This window comes from Vagococcus sp. WN89Y (assembly GCF_052220145.1).
In the GTDB taxonomy this organism is placed as follows: Bacteria; Pseudomonadota; Gammaproteobacteria; order Enterobacterales; family Enterobacteriaceae; genus Kosakonia.
Genome location: NZ_JBQPOM010000069.1, coordinates 119,317 through 133,316 on the forward strand (window position 1 = coordinate 119,317; position 14,000 = coordinate 133,316).

Below are 14,000 nucleotides of genomic sequence, written 5' to 3' on the forward strand. Positions count from 1 at the left end.
TGGTTAAACTTCTGCCGCCGCGCGTAAACTCAGCGCCAGGCGGCCTTTTTTGCGCCAGTACGGCTGCGCGGTTACTGCTCTTTCTCGGAAATGTACGGGTCCTCATAGCCCAGAGCAAGCATTATCTCTGTCTCGATACCTTCCATTTCTTCGGCTTCATCGTCTGCAATATGATCGTAACCCAGCAGGTGTAAGCTGCCGTGCACCACCATATGCGCCCAGTGCGCTTCCAGCGGTTTGCCTTGCTCGCGGGCTTCTTGTTCCACCACCTGACGGCAGATAATCAAATCGCCAAGCAGCGGTAATTCGATGCCCGGCGGTGCTTCAAACGGGAAAGAGAGCACGTTGGTCGGCTTATCTTTCCCGCGGTAGGTCAGGTTCAGCTCATGGCTTTCGGCGCTGTCCACCACGCGAATGGTCACTTCCGCTTCTTCCTGAAAGGGTATCACGGCGGCGTCCAGCCATTTCTGAAATTGCGCTTCTTCCGGCAGGCCGCTGTTATCTTCACACGCCAGCTGTAAATCAAGGGTAGCCTGACTCATTTTTGCTCCTGCTGCTCGGCTTCGCGCTTACGTTCTGCGGCCAGCTCTGCTTTGCGTTTCTGCTCGGCTTCTTCCCAGGCTTCATACGCGTTAACGATACGGGCAACGACCGGATGGCGCACCACGTCTTCACTGTGGAAAAAGTTGAAACTGATTTCGTCCACATTCGCCAGCACTTCAATCGCATGGCGCAAGCCGGACTTGGTATTGCGCGGCAGGTCAATCTGCGTCACGTCGCCGGTGATAACCGCTTTAGAGTTAAAACCGATGCGCGTCAGGAACATTTTCATCTGTTCGATGGTCGTGTTCTGGCTCTCATCAAGGATGATAAAGGCGTCGTTCAGCGTCCGGCCACGCATATACGCCAGCGGCGCAACTTCAATAACATTACGCTCTATCAGCTTTTCCACGCGCTCGAAACCCAGCATTTCGAACAGCGCGTCATACAGCGGGCGCAGGTAAGGATCGACCTTCTGGCTCAGATCGCCGGGCAGAAAGCCGAGCTTTTCACCGGCCTCAACCGCAGGGCGAGTCAGCAGAATGCGGCGGATCTCCTGGCGCTCAAGCGCATCGACGGCGGCAGCCACCGCGAGGTACGTTTTACCGGTCCCTGCCGGGCCAACGCCAAAGGTAATATCATGGTCAAGGATGTTGGCGATGTACTGCGCCTGGTTTGGCGTGCGGGGTTTAATCACGCCGCGCTTGGTCTTGATATTGACCGCTTTGCCATACTCCGGCACGCTCTCGGCGCTCTGTTCCAGCACCCTGGCTTCTTTGATAGCCAGGTGGATTTGTTCCGGCTCAATATCCTGCGTCTGCCCGCGCATCGGCGCGGTATCCACATAGAGATCGCGTAAAATATCCGCAGCGGCGCTGACGCAAATCTCGCGCCCGGTGAGTTTGAAATGATTATCGCGACGGTTGATTTCGATGCCCAGTCGCCGCTCCAGTTGTTTGATGTTGTCATCAAACGGGCCGCACAGACTTAGCAGACGTGCATTGTCTGCGGGTTCAAGTGTGATTTCACGAGTGTCTATGTTCAAGCTGTTCCTCTTTTGGATGTATCGCCGCTGGCGCCTATAAAGGAATTATTCACGGCGTAAGGGAATGGCGCAACTCCATGAGTGCATATTGGGATAGCTGAAGGGAAAAGCAAGGCCTGCCAGATTGGCAGGCCGTTGATATTAAGGCTGATACAGACCGACGCCGATTTCGTTTTCTTTACGGGTACGGGCGATAACCGATGCCGGAGACTCGACCACACGCAGGCCCATCTCCTCTTCGGTGCGCACCACCACGCCGCGCAGGGAGTTGGGATAGACGTCGACAATTTCCACATCAACGAATTTACCAATCATGTCCGGCGTGCCTTCGAAGTTCACCACGCGGTTATTCTCCGTGCGACCGGACAGCTCCATAATGCTCTTGCGTGAGGTGCCTTCCACCAGGATGCGCTGGGTCGTGCCGAGCATCCGACGGCTCCAGGCCATCGCCTGCTGGTTAATACGCTCCTGCAGAATATAAAGACGCTGCTTTTTCTCCTCTTCCGGCACATCGTCCACCATATCGGCGGCAGGCGTGCCGGGGCGCGCGGAGAAAATAAAGCTGTAGCTCATGTCAAAATTCACATCAGCAATCAGCTTCATGGTTTTTTCGAAATCGTCCGTGGTTTCGCCAGGGAAGCCAACAATAAAGTCGGAGCTTATCTGAATGTCCGGACGCGCCGCGCGCAGTTTACGGATGATGGCTTTATATTCCAGCGCCGTGTGGGTGCGGCTCATCAGGTTCAGGATGCGGTCGGAACCGCTCTGTACCGGCAGATGCAGGAAGCTCACCAGCTCCGGCGTGTCGCGATAGACCTCAATGATGTCATCGGTAAACTCGATAGGATGGCTGGTGGTAAAGCGGATACGGTCAATACCGTCAATGGCGGCGACCAGACGCAACAATTCGGCAAAGGTGCCGGAGCTGCCATCGAAGTTTTCACCACGCCAGGCATTCACGTTCTGGCCAAGCAGGTTCACTTCACGCACGCCCTGGGCGGCCAGTTGGGCGATTTCAAACAGGATATCGTCGCACGGGCGGCTGACCTCTTCGCCACGGGTGTAAGGCACCACGCAGTAAGTGCAGTATTTGTTACAGCCTTCCATTATCGATACAAAAGCGGTCGGCCCTTCGGCGCGCGGCTCCGGCAGACGGTCGAATTTCTCGATTTCCGGGAAACTGATGTCGACGACCGGGCTGCGATCGCCGCGCACGGAGTTGATCATTTCCGGCAAGCGATGCAGGGTTTGCGGCCCGAAAATAATATCAACGTAGTGCGCGCGCTGGCGGATATGATCGCCTTCCTGCGAGGCAACGCAGCCCCCGACGCCGATGATCAGGTCGGGATTTTTCTCTTTGAGCAGCCGCCAGCGGCCCAACTGGTGGAATACTTTTTCCTGTGCTTTCTCACGGATTGAGCAGGTATTAAGCAGCAGCACATCCGCTTCTTCTGCCACGTCGGTCAGTTGGTAGCCGTGTGTGGCATCCAGCAGATCGGCCATCTTCGATGAATCGTATTCGTTCATCTGACAGCCCCAGGTTTTAATGTGGAGTTTTTTCGTCATCGACTTGCTCTTGCTTAAGTTCGTATACCCTGAGTATGACGGGTATAAGCCAGGATTGCAGGCCGCGTATTGTAATGCTTTGGTCGCGTGCTGACCAGTATGACGGTTGTCAGAAAAAAGGAGAGAAAATCCGGTAAACTTAAAGGATTCTCGTTTAAGGATATTAGCCATGATAAATCAATCTACTGAAGTCGCGATCGTCGGCGGCGGTATGGTCGGCGGGGCGCTGGCGTTGGGGCTGGCGCAGCATGGTTTTACGGTCACGGTTATTGAGCAGCACGCGCCTGGCGAGTTTGACGCCGCAGCCCAGCCGGACACACGTATTTCAGCGCTCAGCGCAGCCTCTGTTGAGCTACTGCGGGGCCTGGGCGTGTGGGAGAGCATTCTGGCGATGCGTTGCCACCCGTACCGGCAGCTGGAAACCTGGGAGTGGGAGAGCGCGCATGTGGTGTTTGACGCCCGCGAGCTGAAATTACCGCTGCTGGGGTATATGGTGGAGAATAACGTTCTGCAACGGGCGTTGTGGGAGGCGTTAGCGGCGCATCCGCAGGTGACGCTACGAACGCCGGCCACGTTGAGCGCTTTGCGAGCACACCATGATTATCACGAATTAACCTTCGACGATGGCAGCACATTGATGGCGAAACTGGTAGTGGGCGCAGACGGCGCAAACTCCTGGGTGCGCCAGGCGTCGGGTATTGGCATTCATGCCTGGCAGTATCAGCAATCCTGCCTGCTCATTACCGTGGAGTGCGAAAACGAAGCCGGAGACAGCACCTGGCAGCAGTTCACACCCAACGGGCCGCACGCCTTTTTGCCGCTTTTTGGCAACTGGGCGTCGCTGGTGTGGTACGACACGCCGGCACGCATTCGCCAGCTTCAGTCGCTTTCTATGGCGCAGCTTGCCGATGAGATAGCCCTGCATTTCCCGGCGCGTCTTGGGCGCGTGAAGCCGGTCGCGGCGGCGTCTTTCCCGCTGGCTCGCCGCCATGCGTTGCAGTATGTGCGCCCAGGCCTTGCGCTGGTTGGGGACGCGGCGCACACCATTCACCCGCTGGCCGGGCAGGGGGTAAATCTCGGCTACCGTGATGTCGATGCTTTACTCGATGTGCTGACCCGGGCGCGCAGTCATGGCGAAGCCTGGGCCAGCCAGCCGGTTCTGAAGCGCTACCAGATGCGGCGGATGGCGGATAATTTTATTATGCAAAGCGGAATGGACCTGTTCTATGCCGGGTTTAGCAACAATCTCGGCCCCGTTCGTCTGCTGCGCAATATTGGACTGATGGCGGCGGATCGCGCAGGCGTACTGAAGCGCCAGGCGCTGAAATATGCCTTAGGGCTGTAAAGGGTTTGCGGGCGCAGGCATAAGCGGTGCCCGCAGTTTTATCGTTACGCGAAGCAAAAACCAAAAAAGCCCGCCTAAGCGAGCTTTTTTGGTTTGAGTGGCTGGGGTACGAGGATTCGAACCTCGGAATGGTGGAATCAGAATCCACTGCCTTACCGCTTGGCGATACCCCAATAGACAGTTTGCCTGGCAAACGTCTTTGAAGATGGCTGGGGTACGAGGATTCGAACCTCGGGATGGTGGAATCAGAATCCACTGCCTTACCGCTTGGCGATACCCCAACAACTCTTTTTTAGGTTTAGCGCATTTTTAACAATGCGACACCTGGAATATGGTGGCTACGACGGGAATCGAACCTGTGACCCCAGCATTATGAGTGCTGTGCTCTAACCAGCTGAGCTACGTAGCCAGATTGTACTGCTTTACCAGTCATCGACTGGCTGGGGTACCTGGATTCGAACCAGGGAATGCCGGTATCAAAAACCGGTGCCTTACCGCTTGGCGATACCCCAACGACTAACGCGTTAAACGCAGGAGTCGAAGAAGAGATGGCTGGGGTACCTGGATTCGAACCAGGGAATGCCGGTATCAAAAACCGGTGCCTTACCGCTTGGCGATACCCCATCCGTGCAACACCTTCCGGGAATGGTGCGGGAGGCGAGACTTGAACTCGCACACCTTGCGGCGCCAGAACCTAAATCTGGTGCGTCTACCAATTTCGCCACTCCCGCAAAAAAGATGGTGGCTACGACGGGAATCGAACCTGTGACCCCAGCATTATGAGTGCTGTGCTCTAACCAGCTGAGCTACGTAGCCATCTTTTTTTCGCGTTACCTTATCGGCGTTGCGGGGCGCATTATGCGTATTGGACCTTACACCGTCAACACCTTTTTCATCGAAAATCGACGTAATGCGACTGTTTGGTTAGGTTGCGAACAGCATGGCGCAATAATCAACAATTATCTTTTTTATCTGTTAAATCAGCAACACAAAAAAATAAGGGCTCCGCAGAGCCCTCAGGAAACAACGTAACTTATTAATATGCGGACTGATGAATACCCACTGCACGACCAGAGGGATCGTTCATTGTTTTGAATGCTTCATCCCATTCGAACGCTTTTGCCGACGAGCAGGCGACAGAAGGGCCGCCCGGTACGCACTCCGCAGCGCTGCTCAGCGGGAACAATTCTTCAAAGATTTCGCGGTACAGGTACGCTTCTTTCGATGCAGGCGTATTGTACGGGAAACGGTAGCTGGCGGTTTCGAGCTGCTGATCCGTAACCTGCTGCGCCGCCACCTCTTTTAGCGTATCGATCCAGCTGTAGCCGACGCCATCGGAGAACTGCTCTTTCTGACGCCACGCGACGCTTGCCGGCAGATAGGATTCAAAACATTCACGAAGGATATGTTTTTCCATTTTGCCGTTACCGCACATTTTGTCCTGCGGGTTAATACGCATCGCCACGTCGAGGAATTTTTTGTCGAGGAAGGGAACACGTGCTTCAACGCCCCAGGCCGACATCGCTTTGTTTGCCCGCGCGCAGTCAAACATATGCAGCGCCTGCAACTTACGCACGGTTTCTTCGTGCAGCTCTTTCGCATCCGGCGCTTTATGGAAATAGAGATAGCCGCCGAACACCTCATCGGAACCTTCGCCGGACAGCACCATTTTGATGCCCATCGCTTTGATTTTACGCGACATCAGATACATCGGCGTCGAGGCGCGGATGGTGGTCACGTCGTACGTTTCGATGTGATAAATCACATCGCGGATGGCATCCAGACCTTCCTGCACGGTGAAGTGAATTTCATGGTGTACGGTGCCGAGATGGTTTGCCACTTCCTGCGCGGCTTTTAAATCCGGCGCGCCTTTCAGACCAACGGCAAACGAGTGCAGTTGCGGCCACCAGGCTTCAGAGCGCTCCTCGTCTTCCACTCGGCGAGCGGCGAATTTTTTGGTGATGGCGGAAATGACGGACGAATCCAGGCCGCCGGAGAGCAGCACGCCATACGGGACATCGGTCATCAGATGGCTTTTGACCGCATCTTCCAGCGCCTGGCGCAGTTCAGCTTTATCGGTCACGTTATCTTTCACCGCGTCGTAATCAAACCAGTCACGCTGATAATAAGGGCGGATTTCGCCGTCCTGGCTCCACAGATAGCTGCCCGCCGGGAACTCTTTGATGGTGCGGCAAACCGGCACCAGCGCTTTCATTTCAGAGGCGATATAGAAGTTTCCATGCTCATCATGGCCCATATACAGCGGGATGATACCTAAGTGATCGCGGCCAATCAGGTACGCATCTTTTTCACTGTCGTAGAGCGCAAACGCGAACATGCCCTGTAAATCATCCAGAAACTCCGGGCCTTTTTCCTGATACAGCGCGAGGATCACTTCGCAGTCAGAGCCGGTCTGGAACTGATAACGGTCGCCGTACTCTGCGCGCAGCGCCATGTGGTTATAGATTTCACCGTTAACGGCCAGCGCGTGGGTTTTCTTCTCGTTATAGAGCGGCTGGGCGCCTGCGTTCACGTCAACGATAGAGAGACGCTCATGGGCAAGAATTGCGTTATCACTGGCGTAAACGCCGGACCAGTCCGGGCCGCGGTGGCGCATCAGGCGGGATAATTCCAGCGCTTTTTTACGTAATTCTGCTGCGTCGGTTTTGATATCCAGTACGCCAAAAATTGAACACATAGACTTCTCCGTTAACCTTGAGGGCATTGCTGTGGTGTTGTGCTTGTACTCAACATGCCGCAAAAAGCCGGGGCGGCGCAAGGGTTTTACCGACGGAAAAGTAAAAAGTGCAACCGCCATTGTGCAATGATGAAAAAAGTATACCTCTGGCGTTGAAAAATTAACGGATCGGCAAAAAAGAACGTCTTTTATTGAATGGTAAATTCTGATGGGCGCGGGAAATAAAAAACCACGTCCGGGGACGTGGTTGCAGATCAGATAATGTCAATTTCGGCAACGGAGGGGTAAATCCAGGATGGGCGGAACGGCATGCTGTCTACATCGTCGAGGCTTGATACGCCGGAAAGCACAAGGATCGTCTCAAGCCCGGCCTGAAAACCGGCGAGGATATCGGTGCGCAGGTTATCGCCGACGATGACCGTTTGCTCGGAGTGCGCCTGCATGGTGTTGAGCGCGGCGCGAATAATCCACGGGCTGGGTTTGCCGACATAAAAAGGCTTGCGGCCGGAAATCTTTTCAATACCGGCGCAGAGTGCGCCGCAGGCCGGGTAAAAACCGCGCCCGTGGGTATCAGGATTCGTGGCAATAAAACGCGCGCCGTTGGCAACAAAAAACGCGGCTTTATGCATCATCTCCCAGTTATAGGAGCGCGTTTCACCGACGATCACAAAGTCAGGATTGATATCGGTAATAGTAAAGCCAGCTTTATAAAGCTCATGAATAAGCGCACCTTCGCCGACCACGTAGGCTTTTTTCCCTTCCTGACGCTTAAGAAAATCCGCCGTGGCCATCGCAGAGGTATAAAAGACGCTGGCCGGGACATCAATGCCCGCCGAGGCGAAGCGGTTCGCCAGATCCTGCCCCGTTTGTGAGGGATAGTTGGTCAGCAGCACCAGCGGCATGTCTTTTTCCAGCAGGCGAGTGATAAATGCTGCCGCGCCGGGAACCGCAACGTTATCGTGCATTAGCACGCCATCAATATCGCAAATTACATTCTCAATGGTCATGAACTGTCCGCATCAAAAAATAAGGAGGTCACTATAAACGCTGTTAGCTCTCAAGCAAACGTTGCAGCAGCACGCCGTTGAGCATGGCGCGTTTAACCAGCGCAAACGCGCCGATTGCGGAGCGATGATCGAGTTCAGAGCGAACCACCGGCAGATTTTTACGAAACGCTTTTAGCACCTGAGCCTGAATACAAGCTTCTATGGCGGGCAGCAGCACTTTTTCCGCTTCAACAATCTCACCGGCAATCACGACTTTTTGCGGATTAAAAAGATTGATAGCAATCGCGATGGTTTTACCGAGGTGACGGCCGACATACTCGATGACTTCGCTCGCCAGCGCGTCGCCTTTATTGGCCGCTTTACAGATAGCTTTAATCGAGCAGTCATCGGGCGTCAGACGGCTGTTATAGCCTTGTTCCAGCAGATGGCGCACCCGCTGCTCGATGGCGGCATTGGCGGCGATAGTTTCCAGGCAGCCAAAATTACCGCAATGGCAGCGCTCGCCAAGCGGATCGACCTGAATATGACCAATCTCGCCAACGTTACCGTTGCGACCAATAAAAATACGCCCGTTAGAGATGATCCCGGCACCGGTGCCGCGATGCACGCGCACCAGAATGGAGTCTTCGCAGTCCTGACTCGCACCAAAATAGTGCTCTGCCAGCGCCAGGCTGCGGATATCGTGCCCGACAAAACAGGTTAACTGAAAACGATTTTCCAGCGCCGCAACCAGTGCCCAGTTTTCCACCTGAATATGCGGCATATAGCGAATGACGCCGGTTTCCGGGTCGACAAGCCCGGGCAGGATAACGGAGATAGCAATCAGCTCACGAATCTTACGCTGGCAGTTTTCAATAAACTGCTCGATGGTGCTGAGTAACGCGTGCTCCAGAGTTTCCTGCGTGCGTTCCGGTAGCGGATAGTGCTCTTCAGCCAGCACCTTACTGCTCAGATCGTAAAGCGTCAGGGTGGTGTCGTGGCGGCCAAGGCGAACGCCGATAGCCTGAAAACTGCGGGTTTCGGTAACAATAGAGATAGCGCGGCGACCGCCGGTAGACGCCTGCTGATCGACTTCTTTAATCAGGCCGCGCTCAATAAGTTGACGCGTGATCTTCGTCACGCTGGCGGGAGCAAGCTGGCTCTGTTCAGCGATTTGAATACGCGAAATAGGGCCATGCAGGTCAATCAGGCGGTAAACCGCCGCGCTGTTAAGCTGTTTTACGAGATCAACATTACCAATCTGAGCTTGTCCGCCTGATGTCATTCTTTCTCTTTACTCAGTAACGACCTCGTTACCATTAACGATGGTCTTGATGATTTTATAATCGCGTGTAAATGCCGTCAGGTTTGCCACGTTACCCGCCGCGAGGCTGCCGAGTTTATCAGCCACACCTATCGCACGGGCCGGGTAGAGCGTTGCCATACGCAGCGCTTCGTCCAGCGCGATGCCGACATGCTCCACTAAATTACGTACCCCTTCGATCATCGTCAGGGCCGAGCCGCTTAGCGTTCCGTTTTCATCCACACACAATCCATTACGGTAGTATATTGTTTTACCAGCAAAAATGAACTGGTCAATATTTGCTCCCGCCGGTGCCGTTGCATCGGTAACCAGGCAAAGTTTCTCACCTTTCAATTTCTTAGCGTTACGAATATTAACGTAATCGACATGTAAACCATCTGCAATAATGCCGCACCAGACATCGGCATCATCCAGCACCGCACCGGCAAGTCCCGGCTCACGACCGGTAATGTACGGCATTGCGTTATAAAGGTGGGTGGCGAAGGTGATACCGGCGCGGAAGCCGGCTTTAGCTTCTTTCAGCGTGGCGTTGGAGTGACCCGCTGACACCACAATGCCCGCGTCAGCTAACTGGCGGATCACCGCGGTGCCTGCGATCTCCGGTGCCAGCGTCACTTTGGTGATGACATCTGCGTTCTGGCACAGAAAATCGACCAGCGCCTGTTCGGGCTTACGGACATAGTCCGGGTTGTGGGTGCCTTTTTTGACAATATTCAGCCACGGCCCTTCCAGATGCAGCCCCAGTGCCTGGTTTGGGTGTGTCGCCAGATACTCGCGCATCACCCTGACACCTTGCTTCATCAACTCATCACTGGAGGTGATAAGCGTTGGCAAAAAGTTTGTGCAGCCAGATTTCTCATTCGCGCGCTGCATAATTTCCAGCGTTTTGACGCTTACCGCCTCGGCGTTGTCGTTAAACTGCACGCCGCCGCAGCCGTTGAGCTGCACATCGATAAACCCGGGGGCAAGAATGGCGCCATTCAGCGAGCGTTGTTCGATCCCGGACGTTAGCTCTGCCTGCGGGCAGAGACGTTCAATCAGGCCATCAGCGATTACGAGCGCGTGGTCATCCAGAATTTCGTGGCCGGTATAGATCCGGCATTGGGTTAGTGCATACATTACGACCCCCGGTTAACTAGTGCGTACCGCTCCGCAAGACAGCGCGGAGCGGAAACTCAATTACAGACCTTTGATGTTTTCCGCTTCTAACTCGTTGAAGTATTTCAGCGTCTTCACTTTCAGCTCCATAGTGGACGGCTCGTCGCAAACGATAACCGCTTTCGGGTGCAGCTGCAGGCAGCTAATTGTCCACATATGGTTAACGTTGCCTTCAACAGCAGCTTGCAGCGCCTGAGCTTTAACGCTGCCGAGCACCAGAATCATCACTTCTTCTGCGTCAAGCAGCGTGCCGACGCCCACCGTCAGCGCGTATTTTGGCACCTGGTTAACGTCGCCATCAAAGAAGCGCGAGTTAGCAATACGGGTATCGTGCGTCAGGGTTTTTATGCGGGTGCGGGAAGCGAGCGAGGAAGCTGGTTCGTTAAAGGCGATATGCCCATCGTTACCGACGCCGCCCATAAAAAGATGAATTTTGCCGTAGGAACGGATTTTTTCTTCGTAACGGCGGCATTCTGCGTCAATATCAGGTGCGTTGCCGTCCAGCAGGTTGATATTTTCAGCCGGAATATCAACGTGATCAAAAAAGTTACGGTGCATAAAGCTGTGGTAGCTTTCCGGATGATCTTTCGGCAGGCCGACATATTCGTCCATGTTAAAGGTCACCACGTTCTGGAAGCTAACCTGGCCCGCTTTGTGCATTTCTACCAGCGCTTTGTATGCGGTGAGCGGTGTGCCGCCGGTTGGCAGGCCGAGAACAAAGGGACGATCGGCGGTAGGTTTGAACGCATTGATACGATTTACGATATGACGGGCAGCCCATTTTCCGACTTGCTCAGCTGTCGCCAGGGGAATCAGTCTCATTGTTCACCTCAAGAAGTTAATTAAAAATTGCCGGAGAGCCTGCGAGTGTAGCCTGAAATGCAACCTGATTTCGTGTCAGAAACTGCGCAATGCTCACTGATATTTTGAATCATAAAATAAGTTTTCATTGATTACCAGTTAAAGGGACAAAGGTTGATAATAGTTAGTGATAATTATCACATAAAAGACGGATTTAATTTGCGAGGCGAATTAAATTCTCACACACTCTGTTACGTAGTGTTTAAATAGCCGTGACTTTTCGGGATCGTTACACAATAAAAAACGACTGTTTCAGTGAGTTCGCATCGGGCTCATAGGGGGAAAAAGTGAGTATTCTAGGTTATCTGCAAAAGATTGGCCGTGCGCTTATGGTGCCCGTTGCCACGCTGCCTGCCGCAGCAATACTGATGGGTGTTGGTTACTGGATAGACCCGGTTGGCTGGGGTGGAGATAACGCGCTGGCGGCGTTTTTCATTCAGTCCGGCTCGGCAATTATCGATAACATGGGCGTGCTGTTTGCGGTGGGTGTCGCATACGGTATGTCGAAAGATAAAGATGGCGCCGCCGCGCTTGCGGGGTTTGTTGGCTTTCTGGTGTTGACCACACTCTGCTCACCGGCAGCGGTTGCTATGATCCAGAAAATCCCGGCGGATCAGGTGCCTGCTGCGTTTGGCAAAATCAAAAACCAGTTTGTTGGCATCATGGTGGGGATTATTGCCGCCGAGCTTTATAACCGCTTTAGCAGCGTTGAGTTGCCCAAAGCACTCTCTTTTTTCAGCGGCCGTCGTCTGGTGCCGATCCTGACCTCTTTCGTGATGATTGTGGTGGCGTTCATCATGATGTTTATCTGGCCGGTGGTGTTCAGCGGCCTGGTGGGTTTTGGCGAGCACATTCAAAAACTCGGATCGCTGGGCGCGGGTCTTTACGCCTTCTTTAACCGTTTGCTGATCCCTGTGGGCCTGCACCACGCGCTGAACTCTGTGTTCTGGTTCGACGTGGCGGGTATTAACGATATTCCTAACTTCCTTGGCGGCGCACAATCTATCGAAGCCGGTAAAGCGGTCGTAGGGATTACGGGTCGCTATCAGGCGGGCTTCTTCCCGATAATGATGTTCGGTCTGCCGGGGGCAGCGCTGGCAATTTACCACTGCGCGCGTCCGGAAAATAAAGCCAAAGTGCTGGGTATTATGATGGCGGGCGCGTTTGCGGCGTTCTTTACCGGCATCACCGAGCCGCTGGAATTCTCCTTTATGTTTGTCGCGCCGGTGCTGTATGTGCTCCACGCTATCCTGACGGGGATTTCTGTCTTTATCGCTGCCAGCATGCAGTGGATTGCGGGCTTTGGCTTCAGCGCGGGTCTGGTGGATATGTTCCTCTCCTCGCGTAACCCGCTGGCAACACACTGGTGGATGCTTATCCCGCAGGGTCTGGTGTTCTTCGTTATTTACTATGTGGTGTTCCGTTTCACTATCACGAAGTTCAATATGCTGACACCGGGTCGCGAGCTGGCGGTGGCCGGTGATGAAGCCGACGGCCAGGATGTCAATGTCAGCACCAATGCGGAGCAGGATGTGAGCGGTCTGGCGCGCCAGTACATCGCAGCGGTGGGCGGTTCTGATAACCTGACCGGTATCGATGCCTGTATCACGCGTCTGCGCCTGACGGTGAAAGACTCCTCTCTGGTTAATGAAGCGATGGCAAAACGCCTGGGCGCGTCTGGCGTTATCCGCCTGAACAAAACCGGTGTGCAGATTATCGTCGGTTTCGTGGCCGAAAAAATTGCGGACGCCATGCGAACCGCCGGGCACGTTGCGCCAGCCGGAAATAGCGCACCTGCCGCAGCACCGGTTTCTACGGCTAAACCGCAGGCAGTGCCTAACGCGGCGACAGTCGCTGAGCTGGTGTCGCCCGTTACCGGCGAGCTGGTAGCGCTGGATCAGGTGCCGGATGAAGCCTTTGCCAGCAAAGCGGTGGGTGACGGTGTCGCGGTAAAACCGACGGAGAAAACCGTGGTGTCGCCAGCGGCAGGGACGATTGTGAAAATCTTCAACACCAATCATGCGTTCTGTCTGGAAACGGCGAAAGGCGTTGAGGTCGTGGTGCATATGGGTATCGACACCGTTGCGCTCGGCGGCCAGGGCTTTACGCGCCTGGTGGAAGAGGGCGCGGAAGTGGTGGCGGGTCAGCCGGTGCTGGAAATGGATCTGGCTTACCTGAATGCTAACGCGCGCTCAATGATTAGCCCGGTTGTCGTCAGCAATATTGATGATTTTGGCGGCCTGGTGATCAAAGCGCAGGGCCACGTCATCGCCGGGCAAACCCCGCTGTATGAAGTCAAAGGCAAATAATACGCCTGAATAGCCTGAAGCGGCGGGGGAAACCCCGCCGTTTTTTTGTCTATAGAAAACCCCCAGCTAGGCTGGGGGTTCCGGAAAGCTTTCAGCTTTAAGCCAGTTATTAAAACCCCTTTTGATTTGTTAAAACACCTTGCGGTCTGGCAACTGCAAAAGTTCAAC

At 54.4% G+C, this 14,000-nt stretch carries 10 protein-coding genes and 7 tRNA genes; 2 read left to right on the top strand and 15 right to left on the bottom strand.

Features of this window, described 5'->3' with window-relative positions; all coding sequences use genetic code 11:
• Positions 1 to 71 precede the first annotated feature (71 nt).
• The 3 genes from ybeY to miaB all read right to left on the bottom strand — a co-directional run bounded on the left by ybeY (position 72) and on the right by miaB (position 3,322).
• Entirely contained in the window at positions 72 to 542 is a 471-nt protein-coding gene (ybeY, locus tag ACTU3N_RS20650; protein WP_443088009.1) for an rRNA maturation RNase YbeY, read from the bottom strand.
• Positions 539 to 1,585, bottom strand: a complete 1,047-nt coding sequence (locus ACTU3N_RS20655) for a PhoH family protein (protein WP_443088010.1) — start codon at positions 1,583 to 1,585, stop codon at positions 539 to 541. The genes ybeY and ACTU3N_RS20655 overlap by 4 nt, the downstream gene beginning before the upstream one ends.
• Positions 1,586 to 1,726: 141 nt before the next feature.
• Positions 1,727 to 3,322, bottom strand: a complete 1,596-nt coding sequence (gene miaB / locus ACTU3N_RS20660; RefSeq protein ID WP_443088011.1) for a tRNA (N6-isopentenyl adenosine(37)-C2)-methylthiotransferase MiaB — start codon at positions 3,320 to 3,322, stop codon at positions 1,727 to 1,729.
• Here miaB and ubiF point away from each other — a divergent pair.
• Positions 3,321 to 4,496, top strand: coding sequence for a 3-demethoxyubiquinol 3-hydroxylase (gene ubiF, locus ACTU3N_RS20665; RefSeq protein ID WP_443088012.1), 1,176 nt, complete (start codon positions 3,321 to 3,323; stop codon positions 4,494 to 4,496). The genes miaB and ubiF overlap by 2 nt on opposite strands.
• A 98-nt stretch (positions 4,497 to 4,594) precedes the next feature.
• On the opposite strand, the gene ACTU3N_RS20670 is transcribed toward ubiF, so the two are convergent.
• The 12 genes from ACTU3N_RS20670 to nagB all read right to left on the bottom strand — a co-directional run bounded on the left by ACTU3N_RS20670 (position 4,595) and on the right by nagB (position 11,484).
• Positions 4,595 to 4,669 (bottom strand) — tRNA-Gln (locus tag ACTU3N_RS20670).
• Positions 4,670 to 4,702: 33 nt separating this feature from the next.
• Positions 4,703 to 4,777, bottom strand: a tRNA-Gln gene (locus tag ACTU3N_RS20675).
• Positions 4,778 to 4,828: 51 nt separating this feature from the next.
• Positions 4,829 to 4,905: transfer RNA gene (locus tag ACTU3N_RS20680), tRNA-Met, on the bottom strand.
• A 28-nt stretch (positions 4,906 to 4,933) separates the two neighbouring features.
• A tRNA-Gln gene (locus tag ACTU3N_RS20685) sits at positions 4,934 to 5,008 on the bottom strand.
• 37 nt (positions 5,009 to 5,045) lie between these two features.
• Positions 5,046 to 5,120 (bottom strand) — tRNA-Gln (locus ACTU3N_RS20690).
• A gap of 22 nt (positions 5,121 to 5,142) precedes the next feature.
• Positions 5,143 to 5,227 (bottom strand) — tRNA-Leu (locus tag ACTU3N_RS20695).
• A gap of 8 nt (positions 5,228 to 5,235) precedes the next feature.
• Positions 5,236 to 5,312 (bottom strand) — tRNA-Met (locus ACTU3N_RS20700).
• Positions 5,313 to 5,532: 220 nt separating this feature from the next.
• Positions 5,533 to 7,194: an asparagine synthase B gene (asnB, locus tag ACTU3N_RS20705; protein ID WP_443088013.1), complete on the bottom strand. Its 1,662-nt coding sequence runs from the start codon at positions 7,192 to 7,194 to the stop codon at positions 5,533 to 5,535.
• Positions 7,195 to 7,448: 254 nt separating this feature from the next.
• The gene (locus ACTU3N_RS20710; protein WP_443088014.1) at positions 7,449 to 8,201 is read right to left on the bottom strand and encodes an HAD-IIA family hydrolase; all 753 of its coding nucleotides are present in this window, start codon (positions 8,199 to 8,201) and stop codon (positions 7,449 to 7,451) included.
• A 43-nt stretch (positions 8,202 to 8,244) separates the two neighbouring features.
• Positions 8,245 to 9,465 (bottom strand): DNA-binding transcriptional regulator NagC, encoded by a 1,221-nt coding sequence (nagC, locus tag ACTU3N_RS20715; RefSeq protein ID WP_443088015.1) that lies wholly within the window; start codon positions 9,463 to 9,465, stop codon positions 8,245 to 8,247.
• A 9-nt stretch (positions 9,466 to 9,474) separates the two neighbouring features.
• The gene (gene nagA / locus ACTU3N_RS20720; protein WP_443088016.1) at positions 9,475 to 10,623 is read right to left on the bottom strand and encodes an N-acetylglucosamine-6-phosphate deacetylase; all 1,149 of its coding nucleotides are present in this window, start codon (positions 10,621 to 10,623) and stop codon (positions 9,475 to 9,477) included.
• 60 nt (positions 10,624 to 10,683) lie between these two features.
• Positions 10,684 to 11,484: a glucosamine-6-phosphate deaminase gene (gene nagB, locus ACTU3N_RS20725; protein WP_443088017.1), complete on the bottom strand. Its 801-nt coding sequence runs from the start codon at positions 11,482 to 11,484 to the stop codon at positions 10,684 to 10,686.
• A gap of 326 nt (positions 11,485 to 11,810) precedes the next feature.
• Here nagB and nagE point away from each other — a divergent pair, with 326 nt between their 5' ends.
• Positions 11,811 to 13,832, top strand: a complete 2,022-nt coding sequence (gene nagE / locus ACTU3N_RS20730) for an N-acetylglucosamine-specific PTS transporter subunit IIBC (protein WP_443088018.1) — start codon at positions 11,811 to 11,813, stop codon at positions 13,830 to 13,832.
• Positions 13,833 to 14,000: the final 168 nt, after the last annotated feature.

Coding starts and splice junctions, on each gene's coding strand:
- ybeY (WP_443088009.1), bottom strand. CDS start 542: ATGAGTCAGGCTACCCTTGATTTACAGCTGGCGTGTGAAGATAACAGC.
- asnB (WP_443088013.1), bottom strand. CDS start 7,194: ATGTGTTCAATTTTTGGCGTACTGGATATCAAAACCGACGCAGCAGAA.
- ubiF (WP_443088012.1), top strand. CDS start 3,321: ATGATAAATCAATCTACTGAAGTCGCGATCGTCGGCGGCGGTATGGTC.
- ACTU3N_RS20710 (WP_443088014.1), bottom strand. CDS start 8,201: ATGACCATTGAGAATGTAATTTGCGATATTGATGGCGTGCTAATGCAC.
- nagB (WP_443088017.1), bottom strand. CDS start 11,484: ATGAGACTGATTCCCCTGGCGACAGCTGAGCAAGTCGGAAAATGGGCT.
- nagA (WP_443088016.1), bottom strand. CDS start 10,623: ATGTATGCACTAACCCAATGCCGGATCTATACCGGCCACGAAATTCTG.
- nagC (WP_443088015.1), bottom strand. CDS start 9,465: ATGACATCAGGCGGACAAGCTCAGATTGGTAATGTTGATCTCGTAAAA.
- miaB (WP_443088011.1), bottom strand. CDS start 3,322: ATGGCTAATATCCTTAAACGAGAATCCTTTAAGTTTACCGGATTTTCT.